We start from the raw sequence: 18,893 nt of genomic DNA, 5'->3' as shown, positions 1-18,893 counted from the left end.
GGCACTTCACTCCCGGACTTACTGGAGGTGAAGTGCCATGTACGTACTTGTCGGGATGACAGGATTTGAACCTGCGACCCTCCGCTCCCAAAGCGGATGCGCTACCAAGCTGCGCTACATCCCGTTTCCGATCACATGAAACACACGATACGGCCATCCGAGGCCACTAAGACAGCGGGCCACAAAGGCAGCCACCATCGGTGACCGCGCACAACCCTATCGCGCTCACTACTCTCTCACGAACCCGACCGCCATTTGTACACGGCCCGGCTGTCGACCCCGTCAGTATGTCATCCGACGGCAGCCACATACGGCAGCCACATACAGCCTTGCCTCAACTGCCATTCAGAGCCGGAATCAGAAGTCGCGCCTGCGGCCGAGACACCCCGACTCGCCGAGCAATTCGCCAATTCCCCAGGTGAACGACGGTCTCGAACTTCTCCGACCCCCCGATTATGAAATCCGGTGGGGCATTGGGTACAGTTTCGTATCGCAGACGACGAACACGGCGATCCCGAGTTGTCGTATGCACGGGGATGTAGCTCAATGGTAGAGCCTCAGTCTTCCAAACTGATCACGCGGGTTCGATTCCCGTCATCCCCTCCATCAGGAGGGAAACTCCACAAAAGATCCGCATCGGCCCAGCCGGTGCGGATTTTTGGTATTCCGACTTTGTCCACTCAGACCACTCCCCTGCGGTCCGTATCCTGGAGTTGTCCGGATCGATTCTGCTCGGGAGGCCACTCGTGACCACGATTCTTCTCATACTCGTCGTTCTGGCCGTAGTCGTATTTCTGGTCATGAAAAGCCAGCAACGCGGTTCCGGCCACAGCGCAACACAGCTCGACGATGCGAAAGCCGATGCCCGGCAGGCGATCGAACGCCTCGGCGGTCAGGTCTACAACCTGACCGGCAGTGACGACCCGTCGCGCCAAGCCCTCGCCGACGCGGCCGAACGGTACAACGCCGCAGGCTCACAGATCGATCAGGCCGCAACGCCGGTCCAAGCACGTCTCGCGAAACAGACTGCACTGGAAGGGCTTTACTACATCCGCGCGGCACGGGTGGCGATGGGCATGGATCCGGGACCGGAAGTTCCTTCCATCGACGGACAGAAGGCTGCCGGTTCGGTCACCGAAGACCGTGAGGTCGAATTCGAGGGCCGCAAGGTCGCCGCATCACCCAATCCGTCGTCGCACACACCCAACTACTACCCCGGTGGCCGAGTCGCCGGACGCCCGGTCCCGGCCGGCTGGTACTCCGAACCCTGGTGGAAGCCTGCACTCGTCGCCGGCGCCTGGGGTCTGGGTTCGATGATGCTGTTTTCGACCATGTTCTCCGGCATGGCCGGGGTTCCTTACGGCGCAGAGGCTTTCGCCCAGGGCGGCGATTCCGGCGCCGATACAGGCTCCGGCGACTCGGGAGATCAGGGTATGGACGCCGGTGATCCCGGCGCCGACCAAGGAAGTATCGACAACACCGATTTCACCGCAGACGGTGGAGGCAGCGACTACGGGGACTTCGGAGGCGGCGATTTCGGTGGCGGCGACTTCGGAGGCTTCGACTTCTAAGCCGACTGACACACCGGGCACCAGAACAGGTTTCGTGCCTTCATGACGGAATGCAGGATCGGTGTGCCGCACACGCGGCACGGCGATCCTGCTCTTCTGTAGACATAGGTACGCGGACGATCCTTCGCGTACGCCGGATCTCCGTTGTCGTGCTCGGCGCGAACGACGTGCATCTTCCCCCGTCTGACGCCGACTTTCATCAATTCGACTAGGTCTGCCCACATGGCGGTCCACTCGCCGTGAGAGACGAGATTCCCCGGTCGTTCAGGGTTGATTCCGTGACGAAAGAGAAGTTCGGCGCGATAGACGTTGCCGACACCCGCCAGGACCGCCTGGTCCATCAGCAGGGCGCCGATTGCCGTCTTGGACTTGGAGATTCGCAACCAGGCCTTCTCTGGATCCGCGTCGCGGCGCAGTGGGTCCGGCCCGAGTCTGGCCTCGATCGCGGCGACCTGAGGAGGTAGCAGGACTTCGCAGGCGGTGGGACCACGAAGGTCGGTGCCGAAGTCGGCACCGACCATTCGCATCCGGACCTGGCCTACCGGTTCTTCCATCGGCAGGGTGGCGTCGGTGAACTTTCCGTACAACCCGAGGTGTACGTGAACTGTCAGACCGTTGTCGTACGTGTGCCAGAGGTGCTTTCCCCAGGCATCCGAGGACGTGAGTACGTGTCCGTCCACCAGGCGCGCGTCCTCGGCGAATCTGCCTTGCGGACTGAGGACGCGGACCGGTGAACCGACGAACTTGCGGGCATGCAACCGTGCCAGCCGGTGCAGGGTATGACCTTCAGGCACGGAACAACTTTCGGATCAGGCTTGCGGCAGAGCCGGTGCGACGCCGGTCTTCTCGTACTCGGACAGGATGTCGATACGACGCTGGTGGCGCTCTTCACCCGACCATGCGGTGGCGAGGAAAGCGTCGACGATGGCAAGCGATTCCTCGAGGGAATGCATACGTCCGCCGATGCCGATCAGCTGAGCGTTGTTGTGCTCACGTGCCAGCTTCGCCGTTTCGACGCTCCAAGCGAGGGCGCACCGTGCGCCGGGAACTTTGTTCGCGGCGATCTGCTCGCCGTTGCCACTGCCACCCAGGACGATTCCCAGGCTGCCCTCGTCGGCGACGACGCGCTTTGCGGCTTCGATGCAGAAAGCCGGGTAGTCGTCCACGGCGTCGTACTCGTGAGCACCACAGTCGATGGCCTCGTGGCCGTTCGCTTTCAGGTGTTCGATGATCTCGTTCTTACGTTCGAATCCGGCATGGTCGGCACCCAGGTATACGCGCATGGCGACAATTCTCTCAGGCCCGACCAGCCGGGCGCACCCGGGTCGACGTCACACTTTCAGGAACACGCATCGCCGCGCGAGCACACCTATCGTGGTGCCCATGTACCCCGTCAACGGCCAGGCCGCTGCACCCGCCCTTCGTATGTCACCGGGCAGTGACGCCGTTCGCCACCCGTGGGAAATCCCGCTACTCGTGCTCGCGGTGCTGACGACGGTCGTCACTTATGTGGTGGCGATCGTTCTGATCGCTGCGGGTGATCTGTCGACGTGGATCCTCGTGGTGCTCGCGGCTCCGATCCTGCTGTTCCTCGCGCGAGGTCAGCTGTACGGATCGCAACAGGTCAACGGAATCAAGATGACGCCTTCACAGTTTCCGGAGGGGTATCAGCTGGTTGCCGAGGCTGCGGCACGGTTCGGCATGAAAACTCCGCCGGATGCCTACGTCGTGCTGGGGAACGGACGGATCAACGCGTTTGCGTCGGGGCACGGATTTCGCCGTTTCGTCGTCGTCTACAGCGACCTGTTCGAAGTCGGTGGGCAGGCACGCGAGCCCGATGCGCTCGCATTCATCATCGGCCACGAGGTCGGCCACATCGCTGCCGGGCATGCGTCGTACTGGCGCCAGTGGGGACAGTTCGCGTCGAACTACATTCCGGTGATCGGGTCTTCGCTGTCGCGTTCCATGGAGTACACGGCGGACAACTTCGGCTTTCACATGCGTCCGCAGGGTGCACCGGGCGCGATGGGCGTCCTCGGCGCGGGAAAGTATCTGGTGGGTCTGGTCGGGTTCGACGAACTGGCCGATCGGGCGACACTCGAATCCGGGTTTTTCCCGTGGTTCGTCAACATCTTGTCGTCGCATCCGGTGCTGACCTGGCGTGCGGCTGCGCTTCGCAACCGCACGCACCCAGGGCATCTGTTCTTCCGGCCGGGTCAGCTCTACCGAAATCCGGCGCTCACTGCCGCTCAGTCGAACTGAGGATCCTCGTTGCGGGTCCGCTTGAGCTCGAAGAAGTGGGGGTAGCCGGCCAGCGCGACTGCGCCGTCCCACACCTTGCCTGCGTCCTCGCCGCGCGGGATGCGTGAGAGCACGGGGCCGAAGAACGCCACACCGTTGACATGGATCGTCGGGGTTCCGACGTCGGGTCCGACGGCGTCCATGCCCTTGTGGTGGCTCTCGCGCAGAGCCTCGTCGTACTTGTCGGTGTCGGCGGCCTCGGCCAGTTCAGGTGGCAGGCCGACCTCGGCGAGGGACGACTTGATGACGTCGGCGAAGTCCTTGTTGCCCTCGTTGTGAATCTTCGTCCCCATAGCCGTGTACAGCGGCAGCAGGATCTCGTCACCCTTCAGCTGCGCTGCAGCGATGGCGACACGGACCGGGCCCCAGGCCTTGGTCATCATCTCCCGGTACTCGTCGGGAAGGTCACGGCCCTCGTTGAGAACCGCAAGGCTCATCACGTGGAACTTGGCCTCGATGTCGCGTACCTGCTGGGCCTCGAGAATCCAGCGTGAGGTGATCCAGCACCACGGGCAGAGCGGATCGAACCAGAAGTCAGCAGTGTCCGTGGTCTTGCTCGAGGTTGCGCTCACGAAGAAACTCCCTATCAGTTCATGTCGGTCAGGTCATATCAGTTCGGGGACATACTCCCGTTCTGCCAACAATCATGAACCCGCAATCCTTCCCGCGCTTTCCCCCGAACCACCTCCCGATCGCAGTAGTGTCGAAAAGAAACGAGTACGAAGGAGTGGTTCAGTAATGAGCACCAACCGGAGATTCGTGATCGTCGGCGGCGGGCTCGCGGGCGCAAAGATCGCAGAAGCCCTGCGTGACAGAGATTTCGACGGTGAGATCACCGTACTGAGTGAAGAAGACCACCTCCCGTACGAGCGTCCGCCGCTGTCGAAAGAGTTCTTCGCAGGCAAGAAGACGCTCCCCGAATTCACCGTCCACGACGGCGAGTGGTTCCGCGACCATCATGTCGATCTTCGCCCGGGAACGACGGCAACGGCCATCGACCCCGCTGCGCACACCGTGTCACTTCCGGACGGTTCCACGATCAGCTACGACAAGCTCGCCTTGGCCACCGGTTCGCGGTCGCGGCGCCTCGACATCCCGGGATCCGACGCCGAGGGCGTTCACTACGTGCGAACAGTCGATCAGGCCGCCGCGCTGCTGCGCACCCTGGCCGCCGACAAGAAGCTCGTCGTGGTCGGTGCCGGCTGGATCGGCCTCGAAATTGCCGCGTCGGCTCGCGGTTTCGACGTCGAGGTCACCGTGCTCGAACATGCCGGCCTTCCGCTCGAATCGACCCTCGGCCCGGAAATGGGTGAGGTCTTCGCCGCGCTGCACCGCCAGAACGGCGTCGACTTACGCACCGGCATGGACGTCACCGCAATCTCTGTCGACGGGGCTCACGCCTCGGGTGTCACTTTGAGCGATGGAACCGTGATTCCGGCCGACGCCGTGTTGATCGCTGTCGGTGCATTGCCGAACACCGAGTTGGCATCGGAGGCGGGTATCGACGTCGACAACGGGGTTCTCGTCGACGCCGGTCTGCAGAGCAGCGACCCCGACGTGGTCGCAGTGGGTGACATCGCGGCCGCACAGCATCCGATTCTGAATGCACGAATTCGGGTGGAGCACTGGGCAAACGCACTCAACCAACCCGCGACGGCCGCAGAGACCATGTTGGGACGGCCCGCCGAGTACGTCCGCATGCCGTATTTCTTCACCGATCAGTACGACCTCGGAATGGAATACGTAGGTCACGCACCGCACGGCGGCTACTCCCGTGTAGTCACTCGCGGCGACGTCGACAAGCGCGAGTTCCTGGCATTCTGGCTCGATTCCGCGAACAAGGTGCTCGCCGGCATGAACGTGAACATCTGGGATGCCGGTGACGCCATCAAGGAATTGGTCGCGTCTTCGCGTCCCGTCGATCCGGAGCGGTTGGCCGATCCGGAGATTCCGCTGGCAGAAGTGTCCGCTTGAGTGAAGTCGTTCTCTTCGTGATGGGATGGACGTAATAGATCCGCACCATCTACGAGGAGATCTTTGTGGTCGCACCGAACCTGACACGCGAAACCGCAGCGCAACGGTCAGCAATCCTGACCGTCGAGAACTACCTGATCGAACTCGATCTCACCGACGGCAAAGACGCACCCGGCGAGGAGACGTTCTCCTCGAGGACCACCGTCACGTTCACCGCCACGGCCGGAGCAAGCAGCTTCATCGACATCGTCGCGGCCAGAGTCCATTCCGCGGTCCTCAACGGCACCGCGCTCGACGTCTCCGGCTACGACGAGTCGACGGGCATCAGCCTGCCTGATCTCGCTGCCGACAACGAGTTGGTCATCGAGGCCGATTGCATCTACTCCCACACCGGCGAGGGACTGCACCGATTCGTCGACCCGACCGATGACTCCGTCTACCTCTATTCACAGTTCGAGACGGCCGACGCCAAGCGCATGTTCGCGTGCTTCGATCAGCCTGATCTCAAGGCCACGTTCGACGTCCGCGTCACCGCTCCCACGTCGTGGAAGGTCATCTCCAACTCCGCGGTCGTCGAGACCCTTGCCGCCGATCCAGGCAAGCACGTCTTCAGGACCACCCCGAAGATGAGCACGTACCTGGTGGCGCTCATCGCCGGTCCCTACGCGCAGTGGACCGACAACTACTCCGACGAGCACGGCGACATCCCGCTCGGAATCTTCTGCCGCGCTTCGCTGGCCGAGTTCATGGACGAGGAGCGACTGTTCACCGAGACCAAGCAGGGATTCGACTTCTACCACCGCAACTTCGGTGTTCCCTATGCTTTCGGCAAGTACGACCAGCTCTTCGTCCCCGAATTCAATGCGGGCGCGATGGAGAATGCCGGCGCCGTGACATTCCTCGAGGACTACGTCTTCCGTTCCAAGGTGACCCGCTACTCGTACGAACGTCGTGCCGAAACGGTCCTGCACGAAATGGCGCACATGTGGTTCGGCGACCTCGTCACGATGGCGTGGTGGGACGACCTGTGGCTCAACGAGTCGTTCGCGACCTTCGCTTCGGTCCTGTGCCAGACCGAGGCCACGGAGTACACGAACGCCTGGACGACGTTCGCCAACGTCGAGAAGTCGTGGGCGTACCGCCAGGACCAGTTGCCGCCGACGCACCCGATTGCCGCGGACATTCCGGACCTGGCCGCCGTCGAGGTGAACTTCGACGGCATCACGTACGCGAAGGGCGCCAGCGTCCTCAAGCAGTTGGTGGCATACGTCGGACTCGAGCCGTTCCTCGCCGGACTGCGTGAGTACTTCCGTGAGCACGCATTCGGAAACGCAACCTTCGACGATCTGCTGGGCTCACTCGAAAAGTCCTCGGGCCGTGACCTTTCCGACTGGGGTCGGCAGTGGCTCAAGACCACCGGTTTGAACATCCTGCGCCCCGACTTCGATGTCGACGCAGACGGAAAGTTCACACGCTTCGCCGTCCTGCAGGACGGTGCTGCACCAGGCGCCGGGGAGCGTCGAATCCACCGGATCGCCATCGGAATCTACGACGACGTCGACGGCAAGTTGGTGCGAAGCCATCGCGTCGAACTCGACCTCGATGCTGTGGAAAGCACGGATGTCCCCGAACTTGTCGGCGTCGCCCGCGGTGCACTCGTGTTGGTCAACGACGACGATCTCACCTACGGCTCCGTGCGACTCGATCCCGAATCGTTGGCGACGGCGATCGAGCGGGTCGGCGACATCACCGATTCACTCCCCCGCACCCTGGTCTGGTCGGCAGCGTGGGAAATGACCCGTCAAGCCGAACTGAAGGCACGCGACTTCGTCGCGCTGGTCGAGCGCGGCATCAGTTCGGAGACCGAAGTCGGTGTGGTGCAACGTCTCTTGCTCCAAGCCCAAACCGCCATCGGCTCCTACGCAGATCCGGCCTGGGCCGAGGCCGAAGGCGCGGCGAGCTTCGCCAATCGGTTGCTCGAACTCGCACGTGAGGCAGAGGCCGGGTCCGACCACCAGCTGGCATTCGTCAACGCACTCACCGGCGCAGCACTCTCCCCGTGGCACACCGAGGTACTGCGCGAATTGCTCGACGCCGATCCCTCCACCGTTGGGCTCGACGGCCTGATCGTCGACACGGACCTGCGCTGGCGCATCGTCGGGGCACTCGCGGCCGCCGGTGAGATCGACGCCGAAGGAACCGCAACTCCATTCATCGACGCCGAAGCTCAGCGTGACCCGACCGCTGCGGGCGCTCGTCAAGCCGCGGCGGCCGCGGCCGGACGTCCGCAGGTCGCTGTCAAGGAAGAGGTCTGGGCAAAGGTCGTCGGCGACGACTCCGTGCCCAACATCACCGCGCGATCGATCATCGGCGGGTTCGCTCGCGAAGGCCAGGACGAATTGCTCGAGCCCTTCGTCTCCCGCTACTTCGCCGATATCGCGGCGGTGTGGGAACGACGCTCGAGCGAAGTGGCACAGACCGTCGTCATCGGGCTCTACCCGTCGTGGTCGATCTCGGACGAATCCGTAGCGGCAGCAGACCGGTTCCTCGAAGGCGACATCCCTCCCGCGTTGCGTCGCCTGGTCGTCGAAGGCCAGGCCGGCGTGGTTCGTTCACTCGCAGCACGAAAGTTCGACGCGAGCTGACATGCGAAAGGCCGGTGCCCGCGTCGATTCTCACGAATCGACGCGGGCACCGGCCTGTGTCTGACAAACAGTTACGGCGCTGAAATCGCGGCTGCCATAACGCGGATAGCGCTGATCAGTCCGTCGATCAGGTTGCCTTCACTGAAGGATGCAACAGCTGCCGTTGCTCCGAGCTGGGTAACACGATCGGTGACCCGATCGGCGATTGCCCGACCGCTGCGAACCTCGACGGTGCGCTGGTTGGGCGAAACGGCGATCAGCACGGAACGCTCGGCTTCGGGCGTGGTCGGGAACAATGCGTCGGCACCCACTGCCGGATCAGAACCGAGATCACCGACGTACGCGTTGAACCGCACCTTGGTGGCCCGCGTCGCTTCGGTCATCGCGACGTCGAGCGCGACCAGATCCATGGTCTCGAACGGAAGATCGTCGGTGAACGGCTCGCCGATGCGATGCACACCGGATACGCGTCCACTGGACGTGACGACGCTGCCGACGGGCAGGTCCTCGGGCGCTACTGCGAGCGCGGTCGAATGATCACCACTTGCCACTTGCGGACCCTCCGATCAGATCAGCCGAACCGGCTTCGATTGCGTGTGCACTGCCGTGATGGCCACCGCGAACGGTGACCTCGTCGACAGCACTCCACAGCACGGGAGCGTGATCCCACGACTCACCGAGATGGAACGCCGGCGGAACCGGTCCCGGCGTCTTCTTCCCGAGGAAGGACGCAGCCGCGAAGAACGCGGTGATCAAGGCCGGAATCCCAACGTATATCAGTACTACCTCGAGAATGCTCACACCAGATAACGTAGCCCAGAACGCCAGGAAGGAAAGCGTCAGGGCCACAAATTCTCGGGCAATTTCGTTTCGGTGACGCTAGAACTCAATTCAGGCTGCGCCCACGCCGACACATTGCTCAGGCTGCGCCCACGCCGAGATACGGCATCCACGCCGGATGCAATTCCTTGGTCGCCGCGAGCAGACGCCAGTGAGGTCCGGACGGCGGGACCAATTCCGCACGGAGGGTCCATCCGAGTTCGCTGAGCATCTTGTCTGCCTTGCGGTGATTGCAGGGGGCACAGCACGCGACGCAGTTCTCCCACGAATGCCCGCCACCTCTGCTGCGAGGAACGACGTGGTCGATGGTTTCGGCTTTGGCTCCGCAGTACGCACATCGGAAGTGGTCACGATGCATCAGCGCGGCACGAGTCATGGGGATGCGGGCGCGATATGGAACGCGCACGTAGGTGCGCAATCGAATGACCGAGGGAACCTGCACCGACCAGTCCGCGGAATGGACTACCGGGCCCTGTTCGTCCTCGCGGACGGTATCGGCCTTGCCGCAGGCCATCAGTACGACCGCGCGCCTGGCAGGAAGGGCGGTCAGCGGTTCGTACGTGACGTTGAGCAGTAGCACCCGACGTTTCACCCACTCGGGGACGACGCGATCGGGAGGGAACATCTCGAGGTGAGAATGCTCGTCGGAAAAGAGTGGGTCGGTAGTGTGCGCGAACCCGTCAGGAACAACTTCCAGAACAGCCCCTAACGCGTGGTCGTTCCGCGCGCTAGTGGGCTGGAGTTGTCGGTGATTGCGTGCAGCATGTCGGTTCTTCATACGACCTCCGGGAGACTGCCCCCAAGTTGACCACGGATGATCGCGTTACGCACTCCCATTTCGAACAAAATTGCCAGGACGGCCGGTGAATTTCCGGTGAATGGGTACGCACTCCGACTCGATACAACCGTCGTCGACCCGGAAACCGACCACTACGGCCGTCAGGCACAATGGAACTTGCCATGAATGACGTACAGCACGACGTGCAGCAGACCTTCTACGACGCCGTCGGCGGAGCCGAGACGTTTCACAAGCTCACCGCGCGATTTTACGAAGAAGTAGCGAAGGACAAGGTTGTGCGCCCGCTCTACCCCGAGGCCGATCTCGGCCCGGCCGAGCGGCGGATGCGGATGTTCCTCGAGCAGTACTGGGGCGGACCGCACACGTACTCGGAGGAGCGTGGACACCCGCGTCTGCGGATGCGCCACAATCCATTCGTGATCGGCCCGATCGAGCGTGATGCGTGGCTGCGGTGCATGCACGTCGCCATCGCGTCCATCGACGAGAAGACTCTGAGCCCGGTGCACCGCAAGCAGTTGATCGACTACATGGAGATGGCTGCCGCGTCCATGGTGAACTCCGCTAGCTGACCGTCTACCTAGCCTTCGGCCTGAACACGCGCGCGACCCGGCGGGCTGCGCGTACCCCGAACGACACCGTGGGATGTAGGGGCGAACTCAAGATTGCATGCTTGCGCACGTACTCTTCGACCTCCCACTCCGACCAACTGCCCGCACGGAAGAGTGCGGCATCGCCGACACTCAGGGTTCGCTCGGCGATTCCGTCGGCCTGAACGGTGACCGACCCTTCGATGATGTGCACGATTTCGTCCGCGTGGAAGTACCAGCGGAAGCGCCCCTTCGTGCAATCCCAGACGTGTGTAGTCGTGGTCCCGTCTTTACTCGCCGACCATTGCGCCGACCGTGCAACCGGTGTGCCGAAGATTATCCAGTCGCGGTTGATCGGATCATCTTCGAGCAGTACATGATCCAAACTGACCGCTTCGATTGCCGACAAAGTCAAGGCCAAGCCCCCTTGGTTGAATTCCCGAATACTTCTCCCCCGGCAGTAACACCAAAGTTGCCACATGGTGTCACCGCGTGAATGCAAAGTACACCAAGGCTAGGTAAAGAGTCACGCTTTTGCCGTGTCCAAGTCGTGAGAGTGCCAGACGTTTGGCACTATGAACTGCTGTGAGCACCCCCGCGGATTCGTCCTCTGTAAGCCGGCCCGAAGCCCCGTGGTGGAACGAGGCGGTCTTCTATCAGATCTATCCGCGTTCTTTTGCCGATTCGGGCAGCGACGGTATCGGCGACCTCGGCGGAGTCGAGGAGAAACTCGGCTACCTCGAACTGCTCGGCATCGATGCAATCTGGTTGAGCCCGGTGATGAAGTCACCGATGGCAGACCACGGCTACGACGTCTCGGATCCTCGCGACATCGATCCCCTCTTCGGCGATCTGGCGACGATGGATTCACTGATCACGTCAGCCCACGAACGCGGAATCAAGGTCACGATGGACCTGGTCCCGAACCACACGAGTGATCAGCACGAGTGGTTCAAGGCAGCCCTGGCGTCGGCGCCCGGTTCTGCGGAGCGATCCCGTTACATCTTCCGAGACGGCAAAGGTGAGAACGGCAACGAACCGCCGAACAACTGGCCGAGCATCTTCGGCGGCCCGGCGTGGACCCGCGTCACCGAAGCCGACGGAACACCCGGCCAGTGGTACCTGCACATCTTCGCCAAGGAACAGCCCGACCTGAACTGGGACAACCCCGAGGTCTTCGACGACCTCGCCAAGACTCTGCGCTTCTGGCTCGAGCGCGGAATCGACGGATTCCGCATCGACGTGGCCCACGGAATGGCCAAGCCCGACGGTTTGCCGGACCACGACTGGGAGCTCAACGAGCTCATGCGCAATTCCGACGACGACCCGCGGTTCAACAACCCGGCAGTTCACGAAATCCACCGCGGCATCCGCAAGGTCATGGACGAGTTCCCGGAGGCGATGACCGTCGGCGAGATCTGGGTGAAGGACAACCAGAAGTTCGGCGAATACATCCGGCCAGACGAACTGCATCTCGGATTCAACTTCCGACTTGCAGAAACCGAATTCTCCGCCGAGTCCGTCCGGGAGGCCGTGGAGAACTCTCTTGCGGCCGTCGCCGAGGTCGGGGGTGTGCCCACGTGGACGCTGTCGAATCACGACGTCGAACGTGAAGTCACGCGCTACGGCGGGGGTGAGATCGGAACCCAACGCGCACGGGCGATGATCCTCGTCGAACTGGCGCTTCCGGGCGCGAGCTTCATCTACAACGGAGCCGAACTCGGCCTGCCGAACGTCGACCTGCCCGACGAGGCACTACAGGACCCGGTCTGGGAACGATCCGGACATGCCGAGCGAGGACGCGACGGCTGCCGAGTGCCCCTTCCGTGGGAAGGAAGCGAACCCCCATTCGGATTCACCACCGGTGCGAGCACCTGGTTGCCGATGCCACGCGAGTGGTCGACACTCACGGTGGAGGCGCAGATCGAGGACGTCGACTCGATGCTCTCGCTGTATCGCGCCGCCCTCGAACTTCGTAGCGCCAGGCCGGAGTTCTCCGGCGCCGACATCGATTGGTACGGCAGTCCCCCCGGCTGCCTCGCTTTCCGTCGACGCGGTGGTCTGATCTGTGCTCTCAACACCACGGAGGTGCCGATCGCACTGCCGAGCGGGCAGCTACTGTTGAGCAGCGCACCACTCGTCGACGGTCAACTACCCGTCAACGCTGCGGCGTGGCTGATCTGAGAGAACACCGCACCCGCCACCTGAACTCCTATCGTGCGACCATCAGCGGTATCGAACCACCGCGGTGACGGTAGATCGAACCGAACCGTGCATCGAGCCGCACCCAGGATTTGCTCGCCCGCACCCGAACCAGTTCCGAGGCGTCGATCTGCTCGAGGTCGATGTCGGCGGTCATCGCCTCGGACCCGGCGTGCGGAACGAATCCCATTGCGGTCAAGGCAAAAACAACCCGCATCGAGATCCCGACCGTGCCGGACGGACCACTGACCTCGAGCACGTCCTGATCGAGCAACGACGCCGGCGGACCGTGACTACTTCCATGCTCCAGTGCCAAGGCGTTGCCCCGCTGCGCCAGTTCGATCAGCACCCGGGCGGGTACGTCGTCCAGGTGCTCGAAGCCGTCCATCGGCGGCAACGCCCCACGCCACGCCGAATCCATGGCGAACCCCGGATCGATCAGCTCACTTGTCGCCTGCTCCACCGCCGAGAGCAACTGATCGCCGGCAGCCGAGGTGTCGTCAGGGTTGATGGTGCCCGCCACGGTTCGCGTAGCGAGTGCGTCGAAACCCGTTGACGCCCAGACGCTCAGGTGAGCATCTCCGCGTCGACGCATCCGGATGACCGTGGACTCGTCCAAACGCAAGGCATGACCGATGAAGCCGGCCAAGTTCTTTCGCTCGGCCTCCTCGGGCACGGTCAGTACACGTTCATGCACGTTGCCAGCTCTCCAAGTACTCGCGCTCGGGCCCGCTGAGGCGACGCAAACGTTGAGTGTCGATATCGAAGGCCGCGATCTGAGTCGACGCCACGATGGACGGCGGGACACTGAGATCCGCACCGCGGGGGCGAACCTCGTACGCGATGGTGAAGTCCACCGCGCGCACCTTTTCCACCCACATGAAGACGTCGAGCGGCGAATCGTCGTGCCGCAGTTGGCCGCGGTACCGCACATGGAGATCGGCAATCACAGCCCCGTCACGCAGGGTGACCGTCGGGCGCGAGTCTTCGAACAACCAAGGAATCCGCGCCTCTTCGAGCAACGTCACCATCCGTGCGTGGTTGATGTGCTGGAAGGCATCCATGTCGGACCACCGAACCACAACTTCGGCGTGGAATCCTTCGCTCAACGTCCTACCTCCGATCGGGTGCCCATGCTGCGCACCATGCTACGAACCTGACGCGCCGCCACCGAGAGCGTCGCGAGGTCAAGCGTCCCAGACTCGAAGATCTCGACGAGAGCTGCCCTCGCCCGACTCAGCCGCGAGGCGTTGGTCGATTCCCATTCGTCGATCTTCTCCTGCGGCGACTCCCCCGGCTCGCCGCCGGCCAGAACCTCCATCGTCAACTGCCGCAGCGAACTGTAGAGGTCGTCTCGCAACGCAAGCCGCGCGAGCGAGTGCCAACGATCGCCGCGCTCGAGTCCCGAGACCGCGCTCAGCAACCAGTCGATTCCCAGATGCGCGTCCAAGGCGTAGTACAGCTCCGCGACTTCGGTGATGTCGTGATCTGCGATGTCGGCGATATCCGCGATGTCGAGCAGGCAGTAGACGTCGAGCAGCCGGAACACGTCCAGCGCCAACGCTTCCGGAGCCCCACGGTCGATCACCGATTGAGCCCGCACCAGCAGATCGTCGAGCTGATGGCCCGCAAGCATCCCCGGAACCAGAGGTGCCGTCGCCCGATACGCCGCCGAGTAACGCGCAACCTCGGCGCCGACGGCGATCGGCTGGGGCCGATTGGCCAGGAACCATCGCGACGCCCGGTCGAGCAGTCGGCATGATTCCACGATCAACTCGTTTTCGATCTCTGCACTGACGCCCGCCGAACGGATTCGCGACCACACCTCGTCGAGCGCAAACACCTCTCGCACAGCGGCGTAGGCACGGATCGAGTCGGTACTGCTCGCTCCGGTCTCCTCGGCCAAGCGGTAGGCGTACGTGATTCCGCCGTTGTCGATCACTTCGTTCACGAGCATCGTCGCGACGATCTGCCGCCGCAACGGGTGTGCCTTGATCTCCGTTTCGAACCGATCGCGAACAGCGGTCGGGAAGTACTGCGGGATCTGTTGGGCGAAGAAATCGTTGTCCGGCAACTCGGTTGCGAGCAGATCGTCCTTGAGTGAAAGCTTGACGTGCGCCGTCAGCGTCGCCAATTCCGGCGACGTCAGACCCACTCCGGCCTCGAGTCGACGCTCGATCTCCTTGTCGGTCGGCAACGCCTCGAGCTTGCGGTCAAGGCCACGTGCCTTGGTCAGATCCGTCAACTGACGGCGGTGAACACCGAGCATCTGAGAAGCGGTCACGCGGGAGATTCCGAGCAGCGCGTTCTGAGCAATGTTGTCCGCCAACACCAGCGCCGCCACGTCGTCGGTCATCGACGCCAGCAACGGATTCCGTTCCTGCGTGGGCAGTAACTGCGAACGCACGAGCGAATCGAGAAGAATCTTGATGTTCACTTCGTGATCGGAGCAGTCGACGCCGGCCGAGTTGTCGATGGCGTCGGTGTTGATGTGACCGCCGCTGGCGCTGAACTCGATTCTTCCCAGAGCAGTGACGCCGAGGTTGCCGCCCTCCCCGATCACCTTGACCCGCAGATCTTGACCGTCGACACGCACGGCGTCGTTGCTCTTGTCGCCGACCTGCGCATTGGTCTCGGTCGACGCTTTGACGTATGTACCGATTCCGCCGTTCCACAGCAGATCCACCGGTGCCGACAGAATCGCCTGCATCAATTCCGGCGGCGAGAGCTTCGTGACCCCCTCGGCCAGACCCAGTGCGATCCGGACGCTTTCGGCGATCGGAACCGACTTGACCGTGCGGTCCCAGACGCCGCCACCTTCACTGATCAGGCTCTTGTCGTAGTCGGCCCATGACGACCGTGGCAACTCGAAAAGTCGTTGACGTTCGACGAACGAGCTCGCTGCATCCGGGTTCGGATCGAGGAAGATGTGTCGATGGTCGAACGCGCCCACCAGACGGATGTGCCGACTGAGGAGCATTCCGTTGCCGAACACGTCTCCGCTCATGTCGCCGACGCCTACCGTCGTGAAATCCTGCGTCTGCGTGTCGACCCCGAGTTCGCGGAAGTGCCGCTTGACGCTTTCCCAGGCGCCGCGAGCGGTGATACCCATGCCCTTGTGGTCGTATCCCACGGAGCCACCGGAGGCAAACGCGTCGCCGAGCCAGAAGTCGTACTTGGCGGCAACCGAATTGGCGAGATCCGAGAACGTCGCCGTGCCCTTGTCCGCGGCGACCACCAGGTAGCGATCCTGATCGTCCTTGCGCACCACTCGATCCGGCGTCACAACTTCGCCGGTAGCCGCGTGCACGTTGTCGGTGATGTCGAGCAATCCGGAGATGAACGTGGTGTAGCAGGCCTTGCCGGTTTCCAGCGTCGCCATTCGATCAACGGCCGGATCACCCGTCGGCAGAGGCGGATTCTTCACGACGAAGCCGCCCTTGGCGCCGACCGGCACGATCACCGCGTTCTTGACGGCCTGAGCCTTCACCAAGCCGAGCACCTCGGTGCGGAAATCCTCGCGCCGGTCGGACCAGCGGAGCCCGCCGCGCGCGACTGCGCCGAATCGCAGGTGGACGCCTTCGACCTCGGGTGAGTACACGTAGATCTCGAAAGCCGGCCGCGGCTTGGGCAACTCGCTGATCCGTGAGGGATCGAGCTTGACCGACAGGTAGTCGCGAGAGCGGCCATCGGCGTCGACGACGTAGAAATTGGTACGCAAGGTCGCCTTCACCAAGGAGAACATTCCACGCAGAATGCGATCGGCATCCAAGCTGAGTACCTCGTCGATGGACGCACGCAACTGCTCGTCCAATTCGGCGACGCGAATGTCGTCCTGCTTCTCGGGGTCGAACATCGCCTCGAACAACTGCACCAATGCAAACGCGGTCTGCGGGTGTGTAAGCGCGATTCCTTCGATGTGGAACTGACTGTATGGAAATGTGGCCTGGCGCAGATACTTTGCGTAAGCACGCAGCACCACGGCTTGCCGCCAGGACATTCCGGCCCGCAGCACCAACTCGTTGAATCGGTCAGCTTCGGCCCGGCCGAACCAGACTGCACCGAATGCAGCCGTGAATCGCTTCTGGACCTCGGTCAGCGGGGCGGTACTGGTCTCGAGCGGCACCTGCGCATCGAGGTCGATCTCGACCGACGCCCGAAGATCCGCCGGTACCGACAATCCGAAATCGTAGATCCAGCACTGAACGCCGTCGAGTCGCTGCACGACGTGCGGCCGCTCGTCGAGAACTTCGACGCCGAGTGACTGCAGCACCGGTAGCACCTGGCTCAACGAGATACCGTCGCCGCCGACGAAGAGCGTGAAGCGCCAGGCACCGGGCGCGGAGTCCACAGCACGATAGAGCAGTACGTCGATCGCGCCTGGCGCCAACGCCTCGAGTCGGGCGATGTCGGCCAACGCGCGTGACGGTTCGAAGTCCTCCTTGTATCCATCGGGAAGCACCCGCGAATACCGCTGCACCAGTTCCGGATCCACACCCGGACTTTCACGAACAAGGTCGTTGATGCGGTCGTCCCAGCTACGACTGACTTCGGTCAACAGAGCCTGAACTCGCTCGCGGTTGGCCTCGGAGACATCCAGATGAACCGGCTCACTGTCCGGATCGCGCCGGATCGTCACGTGCAACAGCGCAAGATCGTTCTCGGTAACCCGGGCGGTGTAATCGACTGTGCCTGGTCCGAATTCGCGCCACAGCAGGTTTTGCATCGCCAGTCGCACCCGCGTCGTGTACCGGTCGCGGGGTAGGTACACCAAGCAGGACACGAAGCGTCCGAACGTGTCCTCGCGGACAAAGAGTCGCACCTGTCGACGCAGCCCGATGCTGTGCACGGCGTGGACGGTCTCGAACAAGGTCTCGGCGTCGCTCGAGAACAACTCGGTGCGTGGGAACGACTGGATGACCTCGAGCATCGCCTGACCGGAGTACGAATGCAGGTCGACACCGGCACGCGCGATGACTTCGCGAACGCGGCGCTCGATCAGAGGAATCGCGAGGACGTTCTCGTGGAGTGCGACCACGGTGAACACACCCAGGAATCTGTGCTCCCCCACGATGTTTCCCTCGTCGTCGAGGATCGAGACACCCACGAAGTACGGGTAGACAGCGCGGTGCACCGTGGCGGGGAACGATCCCTGCGTCAGGACCAGAAGCGGTCGATCCGGGAGATCTGCGACGGGAGGCAAACTCATCGGGCCTTCGGTGACCGCGTCGGAGCGCAGCACGCCGAGCCCGCTGCCGGCGACCGTGCGTGAACCGTCCTTCGTACCCTCGAATCGCCGGTATCCGAGCACGGCATAGTTTCCGTCCGCCATCCACCGCAGCAGCCGAGCGGTATCGGAGAATTCTTCGGGGGTGATCCTCCCGGAGGCAGTTTCTGCAGCACTCTCCAACTCGTCGGCAACGCGCAGTTGCAATGCCTTCATGTCCGGGGTGTCACCAACCACCTGGCGGACGTCCGCGAGCACCTTGCCGAGGTGTGCTTCGATCGCGTCGAGAGCGGAATCCTCGACTTCGGAGTCCAACTGGACGTGCATCCAGGATTCTTGGATACCGCTGTCGCCCAAGGACATCAGATTGCCCGAGTCATCGCGTTCAACCGTCAGGATCGGATGGGCGAATTGACTGATTCCCACACCTTGTCGGTTGAGCATCGCGGTAACGGACTCGACGAGCAACGACATGTCGTCGGTGACGATCTGGACGGCAGCGCCGAGACCCTCGGATCCTGACGGGCGGTACACACGCCATACGGCCGTGCCCGGGGTCCGCTGCCTCCCGAGCGCAAGATGCGCGAGCAGGACTCGATCCGATCGACCGTTGATGACGTCGTCGCTGTCACCCTCGTCGATATGCGTGAAAAAGGCCTCGCGAAGACGCGTCAACAACGTCGCTTCGTCGAGGCCTGTGCCCTGCTGCCGTACACGGTCTGTCATTCCTGGCTCACATCCTTGTGG

16 protein-coding genes and 2 tRNA genes are annotated in these 18,893 nt (G+C 62.9%); 7 read left to right on the top strand and 11 right to left on the bottom strand.

The window, feature by feature from the left end; genetic code table 11:
• Positions 1–50: 50 nt before the first annotated feature.
• Positions 51–124: transfer RNA gene (locus RhoBH5_RS14350), tRNA-Pro, on the bottom strand.
• A 408-nt stretch (positions 125–532) separates the two neighbouring features.
• Between RhoBH5_RS14350 and RhoBH5_RS14345 the strand changes: the two genes are divergently transcribed.
• Together RhoBH5_RS14345 and RhoBH5_RS14340 are read left to right on the top strand one after the other, a co-directional pair.
• A tRNA-Gly gene (locus RhoBH5_RS14345) sits at positions 533–606 on the top strand.
• A 194-nt stretch (positions 607–800) separates the two neighbouring features.
• Positions 801–1,571 (top strand): DUF1542 domain-containing protein, encoded by a 771-nt coding sequence (locus RhoBH5_RS14340; RefSeq protein ID WP_270008528.1) that lies wholly within the window; start codon positions 801–803, stop codon positions 1,569–1,571.
• Here RhoBH5_RS14340 and RhoBH5_RS14335 read toward each other — a convergent pair.
• Both RhoBH5_RS14335 and RhoBH5_RS14330 read right to left on the bottom strand, forming a co-directional pair.
• Complete coding sequence (locus RhoBH5_RS14335; RefSeq protein WP_050654623.1) at positions 1,568–2,365, bottom strand: Fpg/Nei family DNA glycosylase; 798 nt, start codon at positions 2,363–2,365, stop codon at positions 1,568–1,570. The two genes, RhoBH5_RS14340 and RhoBH5_RS14335, sit on opposite strands and share 4 nt — an antisense overlap.
• Positions 2,366–2,380: 15 nt before the next feature.
• Entirely contained in the window at positions 2,381–2,854 is a 474-nt protein-coding gene (locus RhoBH5_RS14330) for a ribose-5-phosphate isomerase (RefSeq protein WP_003944571.1), read from the bottom strand.
• Between the two features lie 142 nt (positions 2,855–2,996).
• Between RhoBH5_RS14330 and RhoBH5_RS14325 the strand changes: the two genes are divergently transcribed.
• Positions 2,997–3,833 (top strand): M48 family metallopeptidase, encoded by an 837-nt coding sequence (locus RhoBH5_RS14325; RefSeq protein WP_270008527.1) that lies wholly within the window; start codon positions 2,997–2,999, stop codon positions 3,831–3,833.
• On the opposite strand, the gene RhoBH5_RS14320 is transcribed toward RhoBH5_RS14325, so the two are convergent.
• Positions 3,821–4,444 (bottom strand): DsbA family oxidoreductase, encoded by a 624-nt coding sequence (locus RhoBH5_RS14320; RefSeq protein WP_003944541.1) that lies wholly within the window; start codon positions 4,442–4,444, stop codon positions 3,821–3,823. The genes RhoBH5_RS14325 and RhoBH5_RS14320 overlap by 13 nt on opposite strands.
• Before the next feature lie 166 nt (positions 4,445–4,610).
• On the opposite strand from RhoBH5_RS14320, the gene RhoBH5_RS14315 reads away from it, so the two are divergent.
• Positions 4,611–5,846, top strand: a complete 1,236-nt coding sequence (locus tag RhoBH5_RS14315; protein WP_270008454.1) for an NAD(P)/FAD-dependent oxidoreductase — start codon at positions 4,611–4,613, stop codon at positions 5,844–5,846.
• A gap of 65 nt (positions 5,847–5,911) precedes the next feature.
• The gene (gene pepN, locus RhoBH5_RS14310) at positions 5,912–8,491 is read left to right on the top strand and encodes an aminopeptidase N (RefSeq protein ID WP_270008453.1); all 2,580 of its coding nucleotides are present in this window, start codon (positions 5,912–5,914) and stop codon (positions 8,489–8,491) included.
• 71 nt (positions 8,492–8,562) lie between these two features.
• Here the strand turns inward: pepN and RhoBH5_RS14305 are convergent, their stop codons facing one another.
• From RhoBH5_RS14305 to RhoBH5_RS14295, 3 genes are all read right to left on the bottom strand, one after another.
• Entirely contained in the window at positions 8,563–9,042 is a 480-nt protein-coding gene (locus RhoBH5_RS14305; RefSeq protein ID WP_270008452.1) for a DUF5130 domain-containing protein, read from the bottom strand.
• Positions 9,029–9,292, bottom strand: a complete 264-nt coding sequence (ctaJ, locus tag RhoBH5_RS14300; protein ID WP_007730943.1) for an aa3-type cytochrome oxidase subunit CtaJ — start codon at positions 9,290–9,292, stop codon at positions 9,029–9,031. The genes RhoBH5_RS14305 and ctaJ overlap by 14 nt, the downstream gene beginning before the upstream one ends.
• Positions 9,293–9,410: 118 nt before the next feature.
• Complete coding sequence (locus RhoBH5_RS14295) at positions 9,411–10,109, bottom strand: HNH endonuclease (RefSeq protein WP_270008451.1); 699 nt, start codon at positions 10,107–10,109, stop codon at positions 9,411–9,413.
• 182 nt (positions 10,110–10,291) lie between these two features.
• Between RhoBH5_RS14295 and RhoBH5_RS14290 the strand changes: the two genes are divergently transcribed.
• On the top strand, positions 10,292–10,699 hold the full coding sequence (locus RhoBH5_RS14290; RefSeq protein ID WP_270008450.1) for a globin: 408 nt from the start codon (positions 10,292–10,294) through the stop codon (positions 10,697–10,699).
• A 4-nt stretch (positions 10,700–10,703) separates the two neighbouring features.
• Here the strand turns inward: RhoBH5_RS14290 and RhoBH5_RS14285 are convergent, their stop codons facing one another.
• Entirely contained in the window at positions 10,704–11,132 is a 429-nt protein-coding gene (locus tag RhoBH5_RS14285; protein WP_256519448.1) for a cupin domain-containing protein, read from the bottom strand.
• 170 nt (positions 11,133–11,302) lie between these two features.
• Between RhoBH5_RS14285 and RhoBH5_RS14280 the strand changes: the two genes are divergently transcribed.
• Positions 11,303–12,901: a glycoside hydrolase family 13 protein gene (locus tag RhoBH5_RS14280; RefSeq protein ID WP_030536650.1), complete on the top strand. Its 1,599-nt coding sequence runs from the start codon at positions 11,303–11,305 to the stop codon at positions 12,899–12,901.
• A gap of 28 nt (positions 12,902–12,929) precedes the next feature.
• Here RhoBH5_RS14280 and RhoBH5_RS14275 read toward each other — a convergent pair whose 3' ends face one another.
• From RhoBH5_RS14275 to RhoBH5_RS14265, 3 genes are read right to left on the bottom strand one after another with little or no spacing between them, the layout of a single operon-like run.
• Entirely contained in the window at positions 12,930–13,616 is a 687-nt protein-coding gene (locus tag RhoBH5_RS14275) for a hypothetical protein (RefSeq protein ID WP_030536651.1), read from the bottom strand.
• Positions 13,609–14,028, bottom strand: a complete 420-nt coding sequence (locus RhoBH5_RS14270; RefSeq protein WP_003944573.1) for an acyl-CoA thioesterase — start codon at positions 14,026–14,028, stop codon at positions 13,609–13,611. The genes RhoBH5_RS14275 and RhoBH5_RS14270 overlap by 8 nt, the downstream gene beginning before the upstream one ends.
• Positions 14,025–18,872 carry an NAD-glutamate dehydrogenase gene (locus RhoBH5_RS14265; RefSeq protein WP_075833677.1) on the bottom strand — a complete coding sequence of 1,616 codons (4,848 nt, stop codon included), beginning with the start codon at positions 18,870–18,872 and terminating at the stop codon, positions 14,025–14,027. The genes RhoBH5_RS14270 and RhoBH5_RS14265 overlap by 4 nt, the downstream gene beginning before the upstream one ends.
• Positions 18,873–18,893 lie beyond the last annotated feature (21 nt).

Source organism: Rhodococcus sp. BH5, assembly GCF_027583855.1.
Taxonomy (GTDB): domain Bacteria; phylum Actinomycetota; class Actinomycetes; order Mycobacteriales; family Mycobacteriaceae; genus Rhodococcus_F; species Rhodococcus_F qingshengii.
This window is presented reverse-complemented; position numbering and strand designations above follow the sequence as displayed.

Coding starts and splice junctions, on each gene's coding strand:
- RhoBH5_RS14340 (WP_270008528.1), top strand. CDS start 801: ATGAAAAGCCAGCAACGCGGTTCCGGCCACAGCGCAACACAGCTCGAC.
- RhoBH5_RS14330 (WP_003944571.1), bottom strand. CDS start 2,854: ATGCGCGTATACCTGGGTGCCGACCATGCCGGATTCGAACGTAAGAAC.
- RhoBH5_RS14325 (WP_270008527.1), top strand. CDS start 2,997: ATGTCACCGGGCAGTGACGCCGTTCGCCACCCGTGGGAAATCCCGCTA.
- RhoBH5_RS14315 (WP_270008454.1), top strand. CDS start 4,611: ATGAGCACCAACCGGAGATTCGTGATCGTCGGCGGCGGGCTCGCGGGC.
- RhoBH5_RS14295 (WP_270008451.1), bottom strand. CDS start 10,109: ATGAAGAACCGACATGCTGCACGCAATCACCGACAACTCCAGCCCACT.
- RhoBH5_RS14290 (WP_270008450.1), top strand. CDS start 10,292: ATGAATGACGTACAGCACGACGTGCAGCAGACCTTCTACGACGCCGTC.
- RhoBH5_RS14265 (WP_075833677.1), bottom strand. CDS start 18,872: ATGACAGACCGTGTACGGCAGCAGGGCACAGGCCTCGACGAAGCGACG.